The sequence below is a fragment of the Pseudoalteromonas sp. SWYJZ98 genome (genome assembly GCF_015864495.1).
Classification (GTDB): Bacteria; Pseudomonadota; Gammaproteobacteria; order Enterobacterales; family Alteromonadaceae; genus Pseudoalteromonas; species Pseudoalteromonas distincta.
This window is the reverse complement of sequence record NZ_JADYXA010000001.1, coordinates 258,254-279,402: the sequence shown is the minus strand read 5'-3', so window position 1 is coordinate 279,402 and position 21,149 is coordinate 258,254. Positions and strand designations below refer to the sequence as shown.

The window sequence follows — 21,149 nt, the reverse complement described above, 5'->3', positions numbered from 1 at the left end:
TAAAGCTTTGCACTGCATTGCCGACATAATACTTGGATTACATTTAAAAGTCAGGTTTGTTATATGAATATATCAGGCACAAGTTTACCCGCTGTTTCTGGCTCAGGCCAAGGCAGTGAGCTTTATAGCGCTGCTTTATCTAAAAAGCAGCAACTAGCAGATGGCGCAGCAGCACTTGCACTTATTGAAGGTGCTGCACAATCGTCAAGTGCACAAACACCGGCTAAATCGGTAACTGCATCATTGGGTAACAACGTAAATATATACGTTTAAATGCTGTTTTAAATTAGCTTAAGATCGATAGGTGTTTTGCTTTTTTGACCACCGATTTCTCTTACTAATTTAGGCACTAAAAATCCAGGCAGAGCTTTTAATAGCTCTGCCATTATTTCAATTGCTTGCGCTTCATTAATATCAAAGTGGCTGGCCCCTTCAACTTTATCTAGCAAATACAAATAATACGGCAATACGTCTGCGTCAAATAACGCTTCGCTTAAATTTATTTGCGCATCGAGCGTATCATTCACATCTTTTAAAATTACAGCTTGGTTTAGAAGCGTTACGTTTGCTTGTTTAAGCTTTTGCATGGCAGCTTTAAAATCAGCGTCTATTTCGTTGGCGTGGTTTATGTGATTAATAAAAATAATTTTTAATGGCGATTTTGCTAATCTCTCACATAACTCATCGGTCACTCGCGCCGGTATAACTACTGGCAAACGGCTATGAATTCGCATTCGTTTTATTTGTGGTAATTGCTCAAGCTCATCCAAAAACCAGCTTATTGCATCGTCTTTGGCCATCAGTGGATCGCCACCACTTAAAATCACTTCGTTTATATTGCTATCTGATTTTATATAGCTCAGAGTTTCAAGCAGACTTTTTTTATTGAGTTGGTTTTCTTGATACGGAAAATGCCTTCTAAAGCAGTAACGACAATTTACAGCACAGCCGGTTTTAAACATCACCAAAACACGCGATTTGTACTTATGTAAAAGGCCTGGTTGGTCGTTATCTTGCTCAAGTAGGGGATCTTTATTAAAACCCGATTTAGTCAAAAATTCTTGATGGCGTGGCATAACTTGTAGCAAAAGAGGATCGTTTGGATCGCCTTTGCGTATTTTTTTTATAAAAGGGATAGGCACGCGTACCGGAAATAAACTGCGGGCTTTTAGGTCGTTTTCATGGACTTGGCTCGATAAACCGACCATTTCAAGCAAGGTTTTTGGGCAGGTAACTACATTTGCTAATTCTTTTTGCCAGTTTTTATGCAAATTTGCTTCATTTCTTTGTATCATTGGCATGTAGATTACTCGAAAAAATATAAATAGAGGAAACGATGGCGAATTATAGCACCAACGAGTTCAAGGGCGGCCTAAAAATTATGATGGACGGCGAGCCTTGCAGTATCTTAGAAAATGAAATGGTAAAACCTGGTAAAGGCCAGGCGTTTAACCGTGTTCGTATCCGTAAACTTATCTCTGGTAAGGTGCTTGAAAAAACCTTTAAATCGGGTGAATCAGTTGAAGGTGCTGATGTAATGGATACTGATTTAGCGTATCTATACACAGACGGCGAATTTTGGCATTTTATGAACAACGAAACATTTGAGCAAATTGCTGCTGACGAAAAAGCACTAGGCGATGCAGTTAAATGGTTAGTTGAAAATGATTTATGCACAATTACATTATGGAACGGCAGCCCTATTGCTGTTACACCACCTAACTTTGTTGAGCTTGAGATCACTGAAACAGATCCTGGCCTTAAAGGCGATACAGCGGGTACTGGTGGTAAACCAGCAACGCTTAGCACAGGCGCTGTGGTACGAGTTCCATTATTCGTACAAATTGGCGAAGTAATTAAAGTAGACACTCGTAACGGTGAATACGTAAGCCGTGTTAAGTAAGCTTTAACATTGTTTATAAAATCCCAGCTTACGCTGGGATTTTTTTTGGAGAAAATATGTCAGCAGATCTTTGGGCCCCAAGCGCAAGCATTGAAACACTAAAACAACGCGCATCGATATTACGTAGTATCCGTGAATTTTTTTATGTACGTGATGTTTTAGAAGTAGAAACGCCAAGCTTAAGTGCTGCTAGTGTAACCGATGTGCACTTAGCTAGTTTTAATACCAAATTTGTAGGTCCAGGGCATGCTGGTGGGCTTCTTCTATTTTTACAAACATCTCCAGAGTTTGCTATGAAACGCTTGTTAGCAGCAGGCTCAGGCGCTATTTTTCAGCTTTGTAAGGCATTTAGAAATGAAGAAGCGGGTAGCCATCATAATCCTGAATTTACTATGCTGGAATGGTATCGCCCAGGCTTTGATGAATTTGCACTTATGGATGAAATGGATGAGTTAATGCAACTTGTTTTAGGTGTCGAGCCTGCAACTAGACTTACCTATCAGCAAGCGTTTGAAAAAGCACTCGGCCTCGATCCGTTAACAGCAAGCATAGAGCAATTAAAGCAACTAGCGTGTGAGCAAGGGTTTGCTGATATAGCCCAAAATGAAACGCATAAAGATACATTACTGCAATTATTGTTTTGTATGAAAGTGGAGCCAACAATAGGACAAGAAAAACCGTGTTTTGTTTATCATTTTCCAGCCTCTCAAGCGGCCCTTGCACAAATTTGTGAACATGATGCACGCGTAGCAGGGCGCTTTGAGCTTTATTACAAAAATATGGAATTAGCTAACGGCTTTAACGAATTAACAAATGCTAGTGAGCAAGCTAAACGTTTTAATGAAGATAACACATACCGCGCTAACAACGGTTTAAAGCAAGTACCAATGGATACACGTTTAATTAAAGCGCTAGATCATGGATTACCACAATGCGCAGGGGTTGCTTTAGGGATTGATAGGTTGGTAATGCTCGCAACAAATAAAGAAAAAATTAAAGACGTAATAGCGTTTGATGTGCAAAGAGCGTAATGCTTAGCCTGTAGGCGTAGGTGTAATATTTGTAGGTGCGAATTTATTTCGCGCTCGTGTAATTTAACTTTATAAAAAAGCGAGGTATAAAACCTCACCTACAAATAAAAACACCGCGTTTAAATTAAACGCGGTGTTTTTATTTGCTTGCTGTAGCTTTCATTTGAAAGCCAACGGCTGTGCTTTACAGATTAAGTGTAAACGTAACACCTGCAACACGAGGCTCACCTAATTGTGTGTAGGTATGCGTTGTGTAACCATCTTGTGGATCGTTACCAAACTCAAAACCACGTGTAGGGACTGTCTCGTCAAACACGTTACGAGCCCACGCGCGAACTGCCCACATGTCTGCTTCGTAACCAAAGCTTAAGTTAACTAAGTTGCTGCTTGGTGCCTGTGAGTTATGACTATCTGAGAAGTAGTAGTCGTCCTTACCTTCAACACCAATCATACCGTAAAGCTCACTTGTAAAGTTATAGCGAGCAGTAAACGCATACTGGTATTTAGGTGACTGTGCTTGCTCACGACCGTCTTGGTTTAAGCCAGACTGCGTTACAAAGTCATCTATTTCAGTGTTTAAGTAACCAGCACTACCCGTTAAAAATAGATTATCAGTTAGTTGGTAACTACCTTCAACTTCTAATCCGTAGTTGCTACCAGAACTTGCGTTATCAACATAACCGGTAAATTGCTGACCTTCTACTTGCCATGCTTTTAACTGAATATCGTCGCGGTGCATGTAAAATGCAGCTAAGCGAAGCGTAAATTTGTCATCAAGCGATGAGCCTTTAACACCAAATTCGCCACTCCATAAATATTCAGGGTCGAAACTGGTGTGTTGCTGGAAAAAATCAGCGCTTAGGTTTAAGCCTTCATCTTTTGCTTTAGCCAGTGCTTCTGAGTTAATACCACCGGCTTTGTAACCACGGGTAATGCTGGTGTAGATCATAGTGCGATCAATTACTTGATATTCTAGAGCAATTTTACCGCCAACCATTACGTCGTCGGTGTCTTGTATAAAGCCATTGCTATCGGTGTAGTCGCCTTGGTATTGCTCTACACGTAAACCTGTAATTAATGTTGTTTTAGGGCCAATTGGAGTCGCTACTTGACCATATACTGCAACGTTACTCGTTTCGTAAGTTGAAGAAAACGGGCTTGCTAACCATGTGTATTGGCGCTCTAAATCAACGTCACGGTTTTGGTAATAAATACCCGCAACCCAGTTACCCGTTTTAGAATTAAACTGTAAATCTACAGACTGATCGTCGCGATCGCGGCTGTATAAATCAGTTGAGCTGTATCCATCTGGATGTAAGCCAGCAGCACATAACTTTGGCTCACTTGTATCGTTACACACCCAGTCTTCATCAAAACTATAAAGCAGCTCGGTATCAATAGCCGACAGGTTTAGGTTTACATCAAATAAATCAAAACCCGTGTAAGTATTATTAATACCTATTGCGTAGCTTTCTTGATTATCTTGGCCTGGTTCATCGGCTACACTATTGCGGCTGTTATCAAGCGTAAACGCATCGTAGCCATTGTTTATATCAATATAGTGAAGGTTTAGCTCAGTATTTAAATGCTCTGTAAGCTGGCTGTTTAATTTAAAGCGCGCTACTTGTTCGTCTTGATTTTGTGTTTCGTCATTTAAGTACAAGTTATCTACGTAGCCGTCTGACTTTCTGCGAAAGTAGCTAACGCGTGCGCTAGTGTCATCTGTTAAGCCTGTGCTTGCTGCAATGCCTGCTTCGCGGGTGTTGTATGTGCCAGCACCTACTTGTAATTTTAAGCTTGGATCGCTTGTGGCTTTAGCTGAACCCATTTGGATCATACCGGCCATACCGTCTGCGCCAAAGCGTGTACCTTGTGGACCACGGTAAATTTCTACTTGGTCTATATCAAATAATAATGAACTGCCACCAAGGCCAGAATAGTTAATACCATCAATAACTAAGCCTACAGATGGATTAATAGGATCTACAAATTGTGAACGAAGTCCCACGCCACGAATTTGAATATAACGACCGCGCGACGCACCAGATGCAAAATTTACATTGGCGGTACTGCCTAACATTTCGTCTAAGTAACTTGCACCACGTTGATTAATTTCATCTTCGCTGAATAAGCTCGCACTCGCGCTTAAAGTTTGAATGCTTTCGCGCTGAAAATCGCCAGTTACAACAATTCTTTCAAGGTCGCTATCATCAGCGTTAGCTGCAATTGGTGCACCAAGCAGCGGTAAAAGTGCGGCAGTAATTAAAGACAAACGTAAGTTCATTGGGTTACTTAACTCCATTTTAGGGACTCGTATGGTAGCAATTATTTAAACACATGTGCTATAAACGCGGCAATTATACGTTAAATAATCAGGATTACTAATATGACCTTTAAAGTTGACTTCAAGGTACGTGATTACGAATGTGACTTACAAGGTATTGTAAACAACAGCGTCTATTTTAATTATTTAGAGCATGCTCGACATGAATTTTTGTACGCACACGGTATTGATTTTGCTCAATTAGCAAAAGATAAAATTAACCTAGTCGTGATGCGTAGCGAAATGGACTATAAACATTCACTATTACCAGGTGATGAATTTTATGTAGCTGTAGAGCCGCAGCGTATTAGTCGTTTAAAATTTGCCTTTAAGCAAACGGTTATACGTAAAAGCGATGAAAAAGTAATGCTCAATGCGCTGGTTATAGGGACGTCTGTTAATGAAAAAGGTAGGCCATTTTTACCAGAGCAGATAGATAACGTATTCAAAACTACAACTTAGTACTTAATCGGACAACTTTTAAACTATCATAGAACAAAAATTTACATTTAAAACATGCATTTTTAACGGATAAAGGGCATAAATATTGTTACTATTACATTAATTAGACAATTAGTTAGTAGTAGCATGAAATTAGCAGCAATACCGATGCTTATAGTCGGTTTATGTGTTGGTTGCGCATCAACAGGGACGGTTACCAGTGAGCAGCTTAAATACACCCAATGGCAATTATCACGTGTTGATGGTTTAGCAATTCCACCTTCGTTTAATGCATCAATGAGCTTTATTGAAGCGCTGCAAGTAAACGGTTTTGCTGGCTGTAACAAATTTTTTGGTGAGGGTTCGCTTGAAGAAAGTAACCTTACTGTAAGTAAATTAGGAATGACGCGCAAGTCGTGCGGCGAAGAGCTTGATGAGTTTGAGCAGCAGTTATTACAAGCCTTAAAGCAAGGTGCAGAACTTAAATTGCAAGACCAGCAATTAGTCATGCAAGGCGAGCAAACATTTGTGTTTATCCCTAAATAATTTTAAGTTTTTGAAAAACAGCCCCTTGCGGGCAGTTTTTAACTGACGTACACTCAGCGCAGATTTGTTGAATAATATCTTCGAATCGACGAACAAAATTTATATATCAATACTTGTCGGAGTGCCAAAGCTAAGTAATTAGTTTTTGGCTGAGATCGCGAAAGCGGGATCCGTGAACCTGATCAGGTTAATACCTGCGTAGGGAACAAGCTGCCTAAAATAGGACGCTTGTGCGTCTTTTTTTATGCGCACAATAAAGTGATTTTGTTTTTTTAGGCTGCAAAGTAGCATGTACGCTACTTTACGATCTTTCTCTATTCCTCGGAATATCTGACAAGACAACCCTTAAGCAATGAGGCAAGTCATGTCAAATACTACAAATAAAGCGTCACGCCGAGAAACTCGTGCTGCCGCGTCTGAATATATTTATAACTTAACGGGTCAACCGTTCCCAAATTCTCATAAAGTATACGTTGAAGGTACTCAACCAGGCGTACGTGTTGGTATGCGTGAAATCACGCTAAGTGATACGTTTATAGGCGGCACAGATGAAAACCCTGTTTATGAGTCAAACGATCCGCTTCGTGTTTACGATACGTCGGGCCCGTATACCGATCCTAATTTTGAACTAGACGTACGCAAAGGCTTACCAAAGTTTCGTGAACAATGGATTGAAAACCGTGGTGACACTGAAATTTTAGAGTCAGTGACGTCGCAGTTTTCGCAGCAGCGCATGGCAGATGAAGGGCTGGATCATATTCGTTTTGAGCACTTGCCAAAAATTCGCCGTGGTGTCGCTGGTAAAAACGTAACGCAAATGCACTACGCACGCCAAGGAATTATTACCCCTGAAATGGAATACGTAGCTGTTCGTGAAAATATGGGGCGTGCAGAAATTCGTAAAGAATTACTTGCCGCTCAGCATAAAGGGGAGTCGTTTGGCGCGAGTATTCCTGAATTTATTACCCCAGAGTTTGTACGCGACGAAATAGCCCGTGGTCGCGCTATTTTACCAAATAATATAAACCATCCAGAAACAGAACCTATGATTGTAGGGCGTAACTTTTTAGTTAAAGTTAACGCCAACATTGGTAATTCATCGGTTAGCTCATCTATTGAAGAAGAAGTAGAAAAAATGGTGTGGTCTACCCGCTGGGGCGCAGACACCGTGATGGACTTATCAACGGGGCGTTACATTCACGAAACGCGTGAATGGGTTGTACGTAACTCGCCTGTACCTATTGGCACAGTACCGATTTATCAAGCGCTTGAAAAAGTAAACGGTGTGGCTGAGGATTTAACGTGGGAGATTTTCCGCGATACGCTTATTGAACAAGCCGAGCAGGGTGTTGATTACTTTACTATTCATGCCGGTGTACTGCTTCGTTACGTACCAATGACCGCTAAACGTGTAACCGGTATTGTGTCGCGCGGTGGCTCGATTATGGCTAAGTGGTGTTTAGCGCATCACAAAGAAAACTTTTTATACACGCACTTTGAAGACATTTGCGAAATTTTAAAACAATACGATGTATGTTTTTCACTCGGTGATGGCCTTCGCCCAGGTTCTATTGCTGATGCCAACGATGAAGCGCAGTTTAGTGAGCTGCGCACATTAGGTGAACTGACTAAAATTGCGTGGAAGCACGACGTACAAGTATTTATTGAAGGCCCAGGGCATGTGCCAATGCACATGATTAAAGCCAATATGGATGAGCAATTAAAGCATTGCGACGAAGCGCCATTTTACACTTTAGGCCCGTTAACGACCGATATTGCACCAGGGTATGACCATATTACTTCTGGTATTGGTGCCGCTCAAATAGCATGGTACGGCTGTGCAATGCTTTGCTATGTAACACCTAAAGAGCATTTAGGTCTGCCAAATAAAGAAGATGTTAAAGAAGGCTTAATTACCTACAAAATAGCTGCACATGCCGCCGATTTAGCAAAAGGTCACCCTGGTGCGCAAGAGCGCGATAACGCCTTATCAAAAGCGCGCTTTGAATTTAGATGGCATGACCAATTTAATATTGGTTTAGATCCAGATCGAGCTCGCGAGTACCACGACGAAACCCTTCCGCAAGAATCAGGTAAAGTGGCTCACTTTTGCTCCATGTGTGGACCTAAATTTTGTTCTATGAAAATTAGCCAAGAAGTACGCGATTACGCTAAAGATTTAGAGGCACGCGGTATTGATCCTAATAACGCTGGCGACGCTATTGAAATAAAAATGGTTGATGTAGAAGCCGAAATGAAAGCTAAGTCAGCTGAGTTTAAGCAAACAGGCTCAGAGATTTACCACAAAGCGGTATAAAGTAATTACCGGCTAGAAGTTAGATATAAATGATAGGTGAGATTTTATGCCTCGCTTTTTAATTAATTTTAGAGGCGAGAAGTAAATTATCATCTACTTATATTACTAATAACTGCTTTTGGAGGTTTTTATGTTTTATAACATTGCGGTGGTTGGGTTTGGTTTAGCGGGCAGGTTAGCTGCGCTTGAGCTAAGTAAACAGCACCAAGTAACTGTTTTCGAAGCGGACGACGAGCATACAAAAAGCAGTGCGGGCAAAGTAGCTGCGGCAATGCTCGCCCCGCTTGCTGAGTCGGTGTTATGTGAGGCTGATTTAGCTTTAATGGGTCTTGATTCAATGAAGCGTTGGCCCGGCATTATTGCAGAGCTTGAAAGTGACGTTTTTTTTCAGCAGCAAGGCACTTTGGTCATTGCGCACCAGCAGGACAAAGGCGATTTACAAAGCTTTGCACAGCGTATAAAACCACTAGCTGATCACACTGCCGAGCATATAAATGCTCAACAAATTACAATGCTTGAACCTGAACTGGCAGGGCGCTTTAATCAAGGCTTATTTTTACCCTGCGAGGGGCAAATTGATAACCAAGCATTTTATAAAGCCAGCTTTGCACAGCTCAACAAACGCAAAGTAAAATTTGTATTTAATCAGCGCGTAACCATTAGCGACAACAAAATAAACAATCGACCATTCGATTATATTATTGATTGCCGTGGGCTTGGTGCTAAAAATACTCAAGATGATAAACCGCTTAGAGGTGTGCGCGGCGAAGTAGCAAGGTTATACGCACCAGAGGTAAGTTTAATCAGGCCCGTGCGTTTAATGCACCCGCGTTATCCAATTTATATAGCGCCTAAACCTAATCATGAATATGTAATTGGTGCGACTGAAATAGAGTCACAAGACAATGGTGCCGCTACAGTGCGCTCAACTCTTGAGTTACTTTCAGCGGCTTATACCGTACACAGCGGATTTGCCGAAGCACGACTACTTAATATTCAAGCCGGATTACGCCCTGCATTTAGCGATAACCGCCCAGAAGTATCACAAGTTGGCAATGTAATTAGCATTAACGGCTTATATCGCCACGGTTATATGCTGGCACCGGCATTAGTGGCGCAAGCAGTTTCACGAATAGAGTGAGAATAAAATGAACATTACAATTAATGGCGAGCTACTTAATGTTAATAGCAAAGCGCTCGTTGAGGTACTTCAAAGTTTTGGTGCAGTTGCGCCTTTTGCTGTGGCTGTTAATGGCGAATTTATTCCACAAAGTCGGCACAGTAACTATGTACTTAATGAAGGCGACAGTGTTGAGTTGCTGTCACCCATTCAAGGCGGATAAAGCTCATGCAAACTAAAGACTGTTTAACTATTTATGGTGAGCAAGTAAATAGCCGTTTATTAATAGGCTCTGCGCTTTATCCGTCGCCTGATATCATGACCCAATCGATAGTCGCCTCTGGTGCTGAAATTGTAACCGTGTCGCTTAGGCGCCAACAAAGTGCAGCAGCCGGTGATGACTTTTGGCAGTTAATAAAAAATACAGGCTTAAAAATACTCCCTAATACTGCAGGGTGCCACAGTGTAAAAGAGGCGATTACACTTGCAAAAATGTGCCGAGAGGTATTTGCCACCGACTGGATTAAGCTGGAGCTGATTGGCGATGATTACAATTTACAGCCTGACCCTTTTGCGTTACTTGAAGCCACAAAAATATTAATTAATGATGGCTTTAAAGTATTGCCTTATTGCACCGATGACTTAGTACTTTGCCAGCGCTTAAATGAGCTAGGGTGTGAGGTGCTTATGCCGTGGGGAGCGCCAATAGGCACCGGTAAAGGCTTGTTAAATAGCTATAATTTAAAAACTATTCGAGAGCGTTTACCCGATACCACATTAATAGTAGATGCAGGTTTAGGTTTGCCATCGCATGCCTGCCAAGCACTCGAAATGGGGTATGATGCGGTATTATTAAATTCAGCCATTGCAGGGGCGGGCTGCCCAATTACTATGAGCCGCGCATTTAAAGTCGCAGTTGAAGCAGGGCGCTTTGCATATCAAGCAAAAGCAATGCCTGAAAAAGACGTTGCAGCCCCATCAACCCCAACAATGGGTATGCCATTTTGGCATCAGCAGTGAAGGAAAGAATATGAATAACGTAGTGTGGACAATTGCCGGTTCTGATTCGGGCGGCGGTGCCGGTATTCAAGCTGATATAAAAGCAATGCAAAGTTTTGGTGTACATGGCTGCACGGCAATTACGGCGCTTACTGCACAAAATAGTTTAGGCGTAGAGGCTATTAATGCAGTGTCTACCGATATTATTGAATCGCAGTTACTAGCGCTTGAAAAAGACATGAAAGCCAAAGTGATAAAAATTGGCATGTTAGCCAATGTGCAGCAAATTCAGTTGATCAGCGAACATATAAGTCATTATAAAGCTAAATGGCCGGTGCCTCCCGTTATTGTATATGACCCTGTCGCTATTGCCTCAAGCGGTGACTTACTAACAGAAGAAGACACGGTAAGCGCAATAAAAGAATGCCTACTGCCGCTGGTGGATGTAATAACCCCAAACACCCACGAAACACAGTTATTAACCGGTGTGTATTTAATTGGCCCGGCTGCAATAAAAGAAGCGGCTAATAAGCTATTAAGCTGGGGTGCAAAAGCCGTTGTTATTAAAGGCGGGCATTGGGATTACCCAAGTGGCTACTGCATTGATTATTGTATTGATAGTAATACACAAAATGGCGAAGAATATTGGTTAGGCAATCAAAAAATACAAACACCGCATAACCACGGCACCGGATGTAGCATGGCTTCGGTCATTGCTGCGTGTTTAGCTAAAGACTACCCATTAAAAGATGCCTTTATTTTAGCTAAAGCATATATAAACCAAGGGCTAAAACAGTCGGTACGCTATGGCGAAGGGATTGGACCGGTTGCTCATACATCGTTCCCCACTAATTTAGCTGACTACCCACAAGTGATTGAGCCGGGGAGCTGGCTGGGTGATGAACTAGATTTTGATGTGCCGCTTGATTTTAATATGGCCGCTGATTTTGCACCTTGTGAAAGTAAATCGCTTGGCTTATATGCGGTTGTAGATAGTACCGATTGGCTAGAAAAATGCTTACAACAAGGCATTAAAACAGCGCAGTTACGCGTTAAAAATAAAACGCAAGACGAACTTGATGAGCTGATTAAGCAAGCTGTTGAGCTGGGCAAACAATACAACGCACAGGTATTTATAAATGACTACTGGCAGTTAGCTATTAAGCATGGTGCATATGGCGTGCATTTAGGGCAAGAGGATTTAGACATTGCTAATTTAGCGGCAATTAAAGACGCTGGGTTAAAGCTTGGGCTTTCTACTCATGGTTTTTATGAAATGCTACGTGCGCATAATTATCGCCCTAGTTACATGGCATTTGGTGCTATTTACCCAACCACAACAAAAGATATGACAGGGCAAATACAAGGCCTTGAAAAGCTGATTAAGTTTGTACCTCTTATGCAAAGCTACCCAACAGTAGCAATAGGTGGGATTGATTTAAGCCGTGCTGAGCAGGTAGCGAAAACTGGCGTAGGCAGTGTTGCCGTAGTGCGTGCGATTACCGAAGCAGATAATTACGTAGAGGCTATAAGCGCTCTGCAAGTGGCCATAAGCAGTGCCAATTAAAACTAACAAGGGTAATACTAATAAGGCTGATAAACGTGAGTGAGCTAAGCGATAAAGAAACCCTGCGTTACAGCCGCCATTTATTGCTTGAAGAAGTTGGGCTTGAAGGGCAATTAACACTTAAATCCTCAACGGTTGCAGTAGTGGGGGCTGGTGGTCTAGGTAGCCCAGCGCTTTTATATTTAGCCGCTGCAGGTATTGGAACGCTTATTTTAATTGACGATGATGAGGTTGAGCATTCAAACTTACAACGCCAAGTGCTTTATAAAATAAATCACTTAGGACAAAGCAAGGTCGCTGCAGCGGGTAAAGTATTAGCGAGCCTGAATAATCAAATAAACATAGTAACGCATTGTCAAAAGCTAGATGAGAGTAATGCAGCTAACATGCTCAAAGGTGCTGACATCGTACTTGATTGCTCTGATAACTTTAGTACTCGCTATAGTGTTAACCGTTATTGTATTAGCAATAAAACACCGTTAATTTCGGGTGCTGCATTGGCAACCAAAGGGCAATTAATGGGCTTTGATTTTAGGCAAAGTGATAGCCCGTGTTATGGCTGTGTTTTTCCACAAAGCGAAGCTACACCAGTTATCAATTGCAGTAACGCAGGGGTTATTAGCCCGCTACTTGGTGTAATAGGCTCTATGCAGGCGCAACTTACGCTTAACTTATTGCTAGGGCATGCAGAGGGGTGTGAATTTATAACCTTTGATGCGCTTACTTTAAAGCAGCAGCATTTCAAAGTGATTAAAGATTCAGAGTGTAAAGAGTGTGGAAAATAGGTTTTGAAGGGGGCTGTGCCTTTTATTACATGTGGCGTTAAAGAATTAAAAGCTGCGCTTTTCGCGTAAGCAGGCTTTGCGCCTACAAAAATAAAAAACCGCGTTTAAATAAACGCGGTTTTTTTAATTTCGAATTAACGATTTATTTTAGTCGTTAATTTTTGCAAACGCAGTACCTAAGCGAGTAACCACTTCTGGTAGTTGGTCATCCAGTATTTCAGCTTTATCAGCACCCCATGCTAGTACCACAGTAGAGCCTAACTTAAAGCGACCCATTTCTTCACCCTTTTTAAGCGTGATGGCGTTATCGCCAGTGGTTGGGTATTTCCAACTAAATACATCGCTACCTGCTGGTGGCGTGACAGTACCTGCCCAAATAGTTTCTATGCTGGCTACAATTGTTGCGCCAACAAGTACCATAGCAAGCGGACCAATTTCAGTTTCAAAAATTGCTACTACTCGTTCATTACGTGCAAACAAGTTAGGCACGTTTTGCGCGGTAAGTGGGTTTACTGAAAATAAATCACCTGGCACGTAAATCATTTTGCTTAGTGTGCCATCAATTGGCATATGAATACGGTGGTAATCTTTAGGTGCTAAATAAATAGTGGCAAACTTACCGCCTAAAAATGGTGTTGTATTATCTTGTGAGCCGCCTAGTAGCGCTTGTAAGCTGTAATCGTGACCTTTAGCTTGTATTAGCTGTCCGTCAACAATATCGCCTAGCTGGCTGATTGCGCCATCCACTGGATGAATGATGATATCGCTATCTTCTACCATTGGGCGCATGCCGTCTTTTAAAGGGCGAGTAAAAAATTCATTAAAGCTTTTATAATGAGCAGGATCTGGGTATTGGGCTTCGCTCATATCTACTTTATATTGCTTAATAAATAGTTTAATTAAAGTCGTTGTTAAAGCGCCTGCTTTAGCTGCGGCTAATTTACCCACTACGCGTGAAATAAAATGTTTTGGCATTGCGTACTGCATTGCAATTTTAAATTTGTCTAAACTCACAGTATTTATCCTAAATTATACGCGAGGCGCACGGGCGCCTGCACGGCCATCGGCCATTGTTTCTAAAATTCGGTGGTAGCTGTCAAAGCGCAATTGAGAAATTTTGCCATCTGCTACAGCTTTTTTAACTATACAGCCCGGATCGTTTAAATGTTTACAGTCTCTAAAGCGGCACCCGCCTATAAATTCTCTAAACTCTTTAAAGCACCAGGTTACACGCTCAACATCTAAATGCCATAAACCAAACTCACGAATTCCTGGCGAGTCGATTAGGTTACCGCCACTTGGTAAATGGTGAAGGCGTGAAACAGTTGTTGTGTGCTGTCCTAAGCCGCTGTTTTCAGATACTTCTTTAGTTAATATTTCAGCGTTAGGTAATACAGTATTAACGAGGGTGGATTTACCCACACCACTTTGGCCAACAAAAATGTTATTTTTACCAACAAGTACTTCTTTTAATTCATCAATACCATTGCCCGATATATTACTAACAAGGAGTACTTGGTAATCAAGTTTACGATAGATATCGAGAACTTTTTGTATTTCGCTAAGACCTGCGTCATCAATTAAATCTATTTTATTGAGTACTAAAATTGGCTCAATACCCATATCTTCACAGGCTATTAAATAGCGGTCGATAATACTTGGGGTAAACTCAGGTAATACCGCCGATACCATGAGTATTTGATCAATGTTAGCCGCAATAACTTTTACGCCGTCGTAAAAGTCAGGACGGGTAAGTTGCGAGCGACGCTCTTGCGTGGCTTCAATTACTCCGGCTAAATCACCTTCACTTACTTTGGCTCGGCGAAACAATACCTCATCACCACACACTAAATTTGACACGGTACGTCGTATATTACAACGAAGTACATCGCCATTGTCAGTTTCTACATCGGCGTGTTGGCCAAAACGACTGATCACAATTGCGCTCTCGACCTGACCTAAATTATCGGTTTGCCACTCTTGCGCGCCTTTTTTAGCTGGTCTTGAGTTTGCGCTATTAATGCGCTTTTGGTGGTTGGCCTTGATCTGACGCGATTGGCCTTTACTTAATTTTTTCTGTTTTGCCACTGGAGGCCTATAACCTTAGTTAAATGTCGCTTTTCCTAAAAAAAGCTTTAGCTCGACGGTTGATGCTAATATGATATATCGAAATGCGTTGGATCTAAAGGAAAGCACCGCTTAGGTAATTATGACTATTAATAAATCAAATTTAATTTGGCTCGATCTTGAAATGACAGGACTCGAACCAGAGACCGATAAAATACTCGAAATTGCGACGGTTGTCACTGACGCAGACCTGAATATATTAGCCGAAGGGCCAACCATAGCTATTCATCAAAGTGATGAATTACTAAATGGTATGGACGAGTGGTGTACTACGCAGCATGGTAAGTCGGGTTTAACAGCGCGCTGTAAAGCAAGTACATTCGATGAAGAGTATGCCGTGGCACAAACGTTAGATTTTTTAAAACAGTGGGTGCCTGCAGGTGTATCACCAATGTGTGGTAATTCAATTGGGCAAGACCGCCGCTTTATGAATAAATACATGCGTGAACTTGAAGATTTTTTTCATTACCGCAATCTTGACGTGAGTACTATTAAAGAATTAGCACGTCGTTGGAAACCTGAAGTGCTTGCAAAAGTGAACAAAAAAGGTTCGCACCTTGCTTTGGATGACATTAAAGATTCGATTATGGAATTAAAAGTCTATAGAGAAAATTTCTTTAATTTGTAAAAAACACTTGCAAACACATCGGATTATTGTAGAATCCTGCCCCGCTCAAGACGATAACCCACGCGGGGTTAGTGTGTTTGAGTTGTTTTTATTATGGTCGTTTTACATCCATAATTAAAATGCAGTACTAGTTCAGTTGCTAGAATGTTGAACGCGACCTGTCGCGCTTAAGCGTAAAATAACTGAAGAAGTAAAAATGCGGTACTAGCTCAGTTGGTAGAGCGCGACCTTGCCAAGGTCGAGGTCACGAGTTCGAGCCTCGTGTACCGCTCCAATTTCTAACCAAAAGAAATTGAAGTGAATAAAAGCTAGCTCAGTTGCTAGGATGTTGAACGCAATTTATTGCGCATCATTAAAATAACTGAAGAAGTGAAAATGCGGTACTAGCTCAGTTGGTAGAGCGCGACCTTGCCAAGGTCGAGGTCACGAGTTCGAGCCTCGTGTACCGCTCCAATTTCTAACCAAAAGAAATTGTAGTGATAGTAAATTTAGTTATGCGGTACTAGCTCAGTTGGTAGAGCGCGACCTTGCCAAGGTCGAGGTCACGAGTTCGAGCCTCGTGTACCGCTCCAATTTCTAACCAAAAGAAATTGTAGTGATAGTAAATTTAGTTATGCGGTACTAGCTCAGTTGGTAGAGCGCGACCTTGCCAAGGTCGAGGTCACGAGTTCGAGCCTCGTGTACCGCTCCAATCTTTTTATATCCTTTCAAAATTCTCTGTATTAAAAATCATAAATAAAATTATAATTTAAAATATCTCTTATCTACTTTATTCTTAGTGCAATATTCAGCATTAAAGTTTTGGTTGTTAGAAGCTATGGTTTCTCGCGCGAGCTATGCGCCAACAATAAAGCTGTTGTGCTTTGAAGTTATGAGGTATGAGTGAGGTACAGAGGAGTCAATACTTTGAAACCGAGAGCTTTTATTAAAATAGCTCACCCTGAATAGTTGCTACAACTCCTCTAGAGCCACCAGAATCGCGATGTTCACCTAAATAAATACCTTGCCATGTACCTAACGCTAAATAGCCATTTGAAATAGGAATACTTAACTCGCAGCCTAACGTACTGGTTTTTATGTGTGCAGGCATGTCATCGTCACCTTCATAATCGTGGCGATAATAAGGTTGACGCTCAGGAACGAATTTATTGAAATGGCTCTCCATGTCCATACGAACAGTAGGGTCTGCATTTTCGTTTATTGTAAGGCTCGCTGAGGTATGCTGAATAAATAAATGTAACAAGCCAACTTTATAACTCGCCAGTTCAGGAAGCTGAGACAATATTTCGTCATCGATTATATGAAAACCTCGCGGGCGAGGCTTTAATGTAATTTGCTTTTGCTGCCAACTCATAATTTATCGAAACTAACTTCAATGTTTGCATTACCAGCATCACAGCTAAATGGCATGATGATTTTTTTACCTTGGCTTTTGTGAGTAATTGTATGACCCTTACCAGATACCACAATAGGCGTTGCCATATCAAAGTCGAAGCCTTTCTCGCCAAGTAAATTTTTAGCACCACCAGTTACCATGTTGGTTATTTCACCAACCATATCGGTAACTTCTTCATCTATAGCATCAGGGCGTTCGCCAAGCATACGCTCCATGATGGTCAATGCTAGTTCTTCATCAAATGTAATTGAAAATGATCCTCGCGTTTGCGGGCCAACCATACCAATCAAACCTGATACATCACCACAGGCTATCTCATCAGTTTTAATGCGAGGTTTACCTGGCTTCAATTGAGTTTGAGCCATAGTACTCAAAACATTAATTAAAGAAGATAAAAAAGGATTGATGAATTCTACATTCATAGTGGCTACTCTTAAATTTGTTCTGTGAAGTGACTATATAGTTTGAGTATAATCACTAAGGATAACTTTGAAGGATTATGATGCTCTGCAAGATTCACATTTACCATGTGCTTCTATTGTCTGCCCTGATACAACAAAGCCACCTTCGGCAGCTAAATTATTTAGCTCATGCGAAATTACACTCGAGTGTAATTCTTTGACAAAACCACAGGTATCGCAAATTAACAATTGTACTGGGTGTATATGATCAAAATGATGACACAGCATAAATGCATTTGTGCTTTCAATTTTATGAATAAAACCTAGCTCAGCTAAAAAGTCTAATGCACGATAAATAGTTGCAGGTTTAGCACCCGTTTCAGTTATTTTTAATTGCTCAAGCAAATCGTATGCACCAACACCACCTTGTGCGCTGGCTAATAGGCGAAATACTTTCTCGCGGATAGGCGTAAAACGCGCACCACGGTTGTCACAAACTTGTTTTGCTTTACTTACGAGTGATTCTATATTCATCATTACTCTTATCCTTATGCTACCGTGATATACTAACATACTGTGTTGTAGTTGCAGCGTTTTTATTAAGCGCTTTTTACCTAGGAAACCCAGTAATGCACGAACTATTAGCTATATTTATTTTCTTTTTTGCGGTTATTGACCCCATTGGTACTGTACCTGTATTTATTGCAGTCACACGTGGTGATGATGAGAAATTTAAACGTAAAGTTATATTTAAAGCGGTAGGCGTATCTGCATTAGTGCTCTTATTTTTTGTACTTGCAGGTGAGCAATTACTTAACGCAATTGAAATTCCGCTTTCGGCTTTTCAAATAGCCGGCGGTATCATATTACTTATTTTTGCGCTCTCAATGATATTTGGTGAAAGTAAACCAGAAGCCGAAATTAAAAGTGTACGCGACAGTACTGAAACCGCTATTTTTCCGCTTGCGATTCCCTCTATCGCTAGCCCTGGCGCTATGTTAGGCGCAGTATTAATGACTCGTAATGAAGAATATACCTGGGTTGAGCAGTTATTAACGTCTTCGATGATGCTTGCTGTATTAGCGGTTGTACTGGTTTTGTTACTGCTTGCAACACATGTACATAAATTAATTGGTGATAGTGGTGCAAGTATAATAAGTAGAATTATGGGGCTTATTTTAAGCTCGGTTGCGGTTACCAATATTTTAAATGGCATAGCCCATTATTTTGGCTTGCAGGTTTTCTCTTAACATTGATGCTCGCTAGGCTTTTGTGTAAAATGCAGCGCCTTTTAAGCTGTGCTTAATAACTTTAATACCCTGAGGTTTGCTTTGAATAAATGTACTTTGGATAGACGCTTTTCTGTGGCCCCAATGCTTGATTGGACTGATCGCCATTGTCGTACTTTTCATCGCAAAATGACTAAACATACTGTGCTTTATACTGAAATGATAACCACAGGGGCTATTTTATTTGGTCGAGGCGACTACTTACATTTTAATAAACACGAAGGCCCAGTTGCGCTGCAACTTGGTGGCTCTGATCCTAAAGCGCTAGCGCAATGTGCAAAGCTCGCAGGTGAACGTGGTTATGACGAAATAAATTTAAATGTAGGTTGCCCGTCGGACCGAGTTCAAAATGGTCGATTTGGCGCATGTTTAATGGCTGAACCTCAATTAGTTGCTGAGTGTGTTGCAGCAATGAAAAACGAAGTAAATATTCCTGTTACCGTTAAAACGCGTATTGGTATTGATGAGCAAGATTCGTATGAGTTTTTATGTGCGCTTATTGAAGCGTCTCATAAAGTAGGGTGTGATGATTTTATTATTCATGCTCGTAAAGCATGGCTTAATGGTTTAAGCCCGAAAGAAAATCGTGAGGTTCCACCACTTGATTACCCACGTGTTTATCAACTTAAAAAAGATTATCCGCAGCTAGATTTAAGCCTAAATGGCGGTGTTAAAACAATTGAGCAGAGCCTAGAACATTTGCAACATATTGATGGTGTAATGATTGGGCGTGAGGCTTACAGCAACCCATTTATGCTCAATGACGTTGATGAGAAAATTTATGGTGATTCTGCAAATACGCAGTCACGCCACGATGTAGTGCGTTCAATGTATGACTACATTGAAGAAGAAATGCGTTTGGGTGCTAATTTTTGGCATATTGCACGTCACATGCTCGGTATTTTTCAGGGGCAGCCTGGTGCGCGAGGTTTTAGACGCCACCTTTCTGAAAGTGGTCACGGTAAGCAAGCTGATTTATCGGTAATGGATAAAGCATTAAGCTTTGTACCAGAATAAAACTAAGCTTTAAAAATTCTAAATTTTAGCCACTTTCGAGTGGCTTTTTTGATCCTAAAAATTAGTCAAAATCATAATTTATTGGCCAATTACACTCTATGTTGTTCAGCTTAAAGTCACTAAAATTTAGAGTGCTTGTTGTTTATCGTTATGATTTTAAATGTTTTATTTTTGTTTTGATGGACTTGGCACAACTCTTGGAATCTTCTTGTTGAAATTAATTAAAAATCAACAGGAGAATACCATGGGAATATTTAACCGCGTAAATGATGTAATTCAATCAAACATTGTCGCCATGCTTGATAAAGCAGAAGATCCAGAAAAGCTTTTAAACCTAATGCTTACCGAGATGCAAGATGCGTTGAATGAGTGCCGTAGTACAGCAGCCGCTTTATTGTGTGAAGAGAAAGTAATTAATCGCCAAATTGATACTAAAAAAACAGAATTAGCAGCTTGGCAAATTAAAGCAGAACGTGCGGTTGAGAAGGGCAGTGATGATCTTGCTAAAACAGCTTTACTTGAGAAGCAACGCGTTAACGAAAGCATTGAAAATAAGCAAACTCAACTAGAAACTTTGCAAGAGTCTATTGTAAAAATTAAGTCTGATTGTGAACGCTTGCAGCAAAAAATGGCTATGGCTAAAACTAAGCAAGCTCAGTTAATGCAGCGCCACAATGTTGCTATTGCTAGAGGGCGGATCAGTACGCAACTACAAAGCGATAAAGTAGCTCATGCGTTGTCTCGTTTTGAACAAATAGAGCAGCGTGTTGAAGGTATTGAAGCTCAAGTAGAGGCTTATGAGCTGACTGATACAGCAAGTTCTACCAGTGCCCAAATTGAGTCGTTAGTTAAAAATGAAAAAATTGATGCTGAGTTGGCTCGCTTAAAGGCGAACTTAAATACTAATTTAAAACACACTGCTTAGGAGATTGCTATGAACAGCTTTAATCGTCAACAAGGTTGGTATAAAGATACTTTGAATAAAAAAATATCGGGTGTTTGTAGTGGTTTAGCCCATAGATTGGACTTTCCGGTATGGGCAACACGCCTAGTTACTATTTTATTATTTTTGAGTTTTCCGTTTGCAGTTGCACTTGGCTATTTTATAGCGCATTGCTGCCTTGAAAATAAAGAGTATTAATACCAACAGGCATAAATATTTGAATAATTTAACGAATTAAATCACTCTATAATGTTGTTAAAATTTTATATAGAACAACTAGGTATAAAAATCTTTGCCTAGTTATAGCGCAATTTTC

The 21,149-nt window shown here is 40.8% G+C and carries 23 protein-coding genes, 4 tRNA genes and 1 riboswitch; of the genes, 20 read left to right on the top strand and 7 right to left on the bottom strand.

Features of this window, described 5'->3' with window-relative positions; genetic code table 11:
- The first annotated feature begins 63 nt into the window (after positions 1-63).
- On the top strand, positions 64-273 hold the full coding sequence (locus I6F10_RS01375) for a hypothetical protein (protein WP_002960797.1): 210 nt from the start codon (positions 64-66) through the stop codon (positions 271-273).
- Between the two features lie 8 nt (positions 274-281).
- Here I6F10_RS01375 and epmB read toward each other — a convergent pair whose 3' ends face one another.
- The gene (epmB, locus tag I6F10_RS01370; RefSeq protein ID WP_033010032.1) at positions 282-1,295 is read right to left on the bottom strand and encodes an EF-P beta-lysylation protein EpmB; all 1,014 of its coding nucleotides are present in this window, start codon (positions 1,293-1,295) and stop codon (positions 282-284) included.
- 41 nt (positions 1,296-1,336) lie between these two features.
- On the opposite strand from epmB, the gene efp reads away from it, so the two are divergent.
- Together efp and epmA are read left to right on the top strand one after the other, a co-directional pair.
- A complete protein-coding gene (efp, locus tag I6F10_RS01365; protein WP_024596699.1) occupies positions 1,337-1,903 on the top strand; it encodes an elongation factor P in 567 nt (188 codons plus the stop codon).
- 56 nt (positions 1,904-1,959) lie between these two features.
- A complete protein-coding gene (gene epmA / locus I6F10_RS01360) occupies positions 1,960-2,934 on the top strand; it encodes an elongation factor P--(R)-beta-lysine ligase (RefSeq protein ID WP_165744956.1) in 975 nt (324 codons plus the stop codon).
- A 184-nt stretch (positions 2,935-3,118) separates the two neighbouring features.
- Here epmA and I6F10_RS01355 read toward each other — a convergent pair whose 3' ends face one another.
- Positions 3,119-5,236: a TonB-dependent receptor gene (locus I6F10_RS01355; RefSeq protein WP_197098231.1), complete on the bottom strand. Its 2,118-nt coding sequence runs from the start codon at positions 5,234-5,236 to the stop codon at positions 3,119-3,121.
- 84 nt (positions 5,237-5,320) lie between these two features.
- On the opposite strand from I6F10_RS01355, the gene I6F10_RS01350 reads away from it, so the two are divergent.
- From I6F10_RS01350 to I6F10_RS01315, 8 genes are all read left to right on the top strand, one after another.
- Positions 5,321-5,719, top strand: coding sequence for an acyl-CoA thioesterase (locus I6F10_RS01350; protein ID WP_010555268.1), 399 nt, complete (start codon positions 5,321-5,323; stop codon positions 5,717-5,719).
- 126 nt (positions 5,720-5,845) lie between these two features.
- Complete coding sequence (locus tag I6F10_RS01345; RefSeq protein ID WP_331461813.1) at positions 5,846-6,244, top strand: META domain-containing protein; 399 nt, start codon at positions 5,846-5,848, stop codon at positions 6,242-6,244.
- A gap of 107 nt (positions 6,245-6,351) precedes the next feature.
- Positions 6,352-6,466, top strand: a riboswitch (TPP riboswitch).
- A gap of 142 nt (positions 6,467-6,608) precedes the next feature.
- Positions 6,609-8,561: a phosphomethylpyrimidine synthase ThiC gene (gene thiC / locus I6F10_RS01340; RefSeq protein ID WP_231619851.1), complete on the top strand. Its 1,953-nt coding sequence runs from the start codon at positions 6,609-6,611 to the stop codon at positions 8,559-8,561.
- A 130-nt stretch (positions 8,562-8,691) separates the two neighbouring features.
- Entirely contained in the window at positions 8,692-9,702 is a 1,011-nt protein-coding gene (locus tag I6F10_RS01335) for an FAD-dependent oxidoreductase (RefSeq protein WP_165744954.1), read from the top strand.
- Between the two features lie 7 nt (positions 9,703-9,709).
- A complete protein-coding gene (gene thiS, locus I6F10_RS01330; RefSeq protein ID WP_002960781.1) occupies positions 9,710-9,904 on the top strand; it encodes a sulfur carrier protein ThiS in 195 nt (64 codons plus the stop codon).
- 5 nt (positions 9,905-9,909) lie between these two features.
- Positions 9,910-10,701, top strand: a complete 792-nt coding sequence (locus I6F10_RS01325) for a thiazole synthase (RefSeq protein WP_165744953.1) — start codon at positions 9,910-9,912, stop codon at positions 10,699-10,701.
- 10 nt (positions 10,702-10,711) lie between these two features.
- Positions 10,712-12,247, top strand: coding sequence for a thiamine phosphate synthase (thiE, locus tag I6F10_RS01320; RefSeq protein WP_165744952.1), 1,536 nt, complete (start codon positions 10,712-10,714; stop codon positions 12,245-12,247).
- 35 nt (positions 12,248-12,282) lie between these two features.
- The gene (locus tag I6F10_RS01315; protein ID WP_165744951.1) at positions 12,283-13,032 is read left to right on the top strand and encodes a HesA/MoeB/ThiF family protein; all 750 of its coding nucleotides are present in this window, start codon (positions 12,283-12,285) and stop codon (positions 13,030-13,032) included.
- Between the two features lie 147 nt (positions 13,033-13,179).
- Here the strand turns inward: I6F10_RS01315 and asd are convergent, their stop codons facing one another.
- Positions 13,180-14,046 carry an archaetidylserine decarboxylase gene (asd, locus tag I6F10_RS01310; RefSeq protein WP_197098229.1) on the bottom strand — a complete coding sequence of 289 codons (867 nt, stop codon included), beginning with the start codon at positions 14,044-14,046 and terminating at the stop codon, positions 13,180-13,182.
- Between the two features lie 15 nt (positions 14,047-14,061).
- Complete coding sequence (rsgA, locus tag I6F10_RS01305) at positions 14,062-15,120, bottom strand: small ribosomal subunit biogenesis GTPase RsgA (RefSeq protein WP_197098227.1); 1,059 nt, start codon at positions 15,118-15,120, stop codon at positions 14,062-14,064.
- A 121-nt stretch (positions 15,121-15,241) separates the two neighbouring features.
- Here rsgA and orn point away from each other — a divergent pair, with 121 nt between their 5' ends.
- The 5 genes from orn (at position 15,242) to I6F10_RS01280 (ending at position 16,478) form a co-directional block, all read left to right on the top strand.
- Entirely contained in the window at positions 15,242-15,787 is a 546-nt protein-coding gene (gene orn, locus I6F10_RS01300) for an oligoribonuclease (protein ID WP_004336052.1), read from the top strand.
- Positions 15,788-15,985: 198 nt separating this feature from the next.
- Positions 15,986-16,061, top strand: a tRNA-Gly gene (locus I6F10_RS01295).
- A gap of 103 nt (positions 16,062-16,164) precedes the next feature.
- A tRNA-Gly gene (locus I6F10_RS01290) sits at positions 16,165-16,240 on the top strand.
- A 43-nt stretch (positions 16,241-16,283) separates the two neighbouring features.
- Positions 16,284-16,359 (top strand) — tRNA-Gly (locus I6F10_RS01285).
- Positions 16,360-16,402: 43 nt separating this feature from the next.
- Positions 16,403-16,478 (top strand) — tRNA-Gly (locus I6F10_RS01280).
- 234 nt (positions 16,479-16,712) lie between these two features.
- Here the strand turns inward: I6F10_RS01280 and I6F10_RS01275 are convergent.
- The 3 genes from I6F10_RS01275 to I6F10_RS01265 all read right to left on the bottom strand — a co-directional run bounded on the left by I6F10_RS01275 (position 16,713) and on the right by I6F10_RS01265 (position 18,118).
- On the bottom strand, positions 16,713-17,141 hold the full coding sequence (locus I6F10_RS01275; RefSeq protein WP_165744948.1) for a secondary thiamine-phosphate synthase enzyme YjbQ: 429 nt from the start codon (positions 17,139-17,141) through the stop codon (positions 16,713-16,715).
- Positions 17,138-17,605 (bottom strand): chemotaxis protein CheX, encoded by a 468-nt coding sequence (locus tag I6F10_RS01270; RefSeq protein ID WP_024595807.1) that lies wholly within the window; start codon positions 17,603-17,605, stop codon positions 17,138-17,140. Before I6F10_RS01270 ends, I6F10_RS01275 begins: the two co-directional genes overlap by 4 nt.
- Positions 17,606-17,680: 75 nt before the next feature.
- Positions 17,681-18,118 (bottom strand): transcriptional repressor, encoded by a 438-nt coding sequence (locus tag I6F10_RS01265; protein WP_002957918.1) that lies wholly within the window; start codon positions 18,116-18,118, stop codon positions 17,681-17,683.
- 95 nt (positions 18,119-18,213) lie between these two features.
- Here I6F10_RS01265 and I6F10_RS01260 point away from each other — a divergent pair, with 95 nt between their 5' ends.
- From I6F10_RS01260 to I6F10_RS01245, 4 genes are all read left to right on the top strand, one after another.
- Positions 18,214-18,834, top strand: coding sequence for a MarC family protein (locus I6F10_RS01260; RefSeq protein WP_024589771.1), 621 nt, complete (start codon positions 18,214-18,216; stop codon positions 18,832-18,834).
- Between the two features lie 123 nt (positions 18,835-18,957).
- Positions 18,958-19,890 carry a tRNA dihydrouridine(20/20a) synthase DusA gene (dusA, locus tag I6F10_RS01255; RefSeq protein ID WP_033020525.1) on the top strand — a complete coding sequence of 311 codons (933 nt, stop codon included), beginning with the start codon at positions 18,958-18,960 and terminating at the stop codon, positions 19,888-19,890.
- Positions 19,891-20,134: 244 nt separating this feature from the next.
- On the top strand, positions 20,135-20,815 hold the full coding sequence (locus I6F10_RS01250) for a PspA/IM30 family protein (protein WP_165744947.1): 681 nt from the start codon (positions 20,135-20,137) through the stop codon (positions 20,813-20,815).
- Positions 20,816-20,824: 9 nt separating this feature from the next.
- Entirely contained in the window at positions 20,825-21,031 is a 207-nt protein-coding gene (locus I6F10_RS01245) for a PspC domain-containing protein (RefSeq protein WP_039485433.1), read from the top strand.
- Positions 21,032-21,149 lie beyond the last annotated feature (118 nt).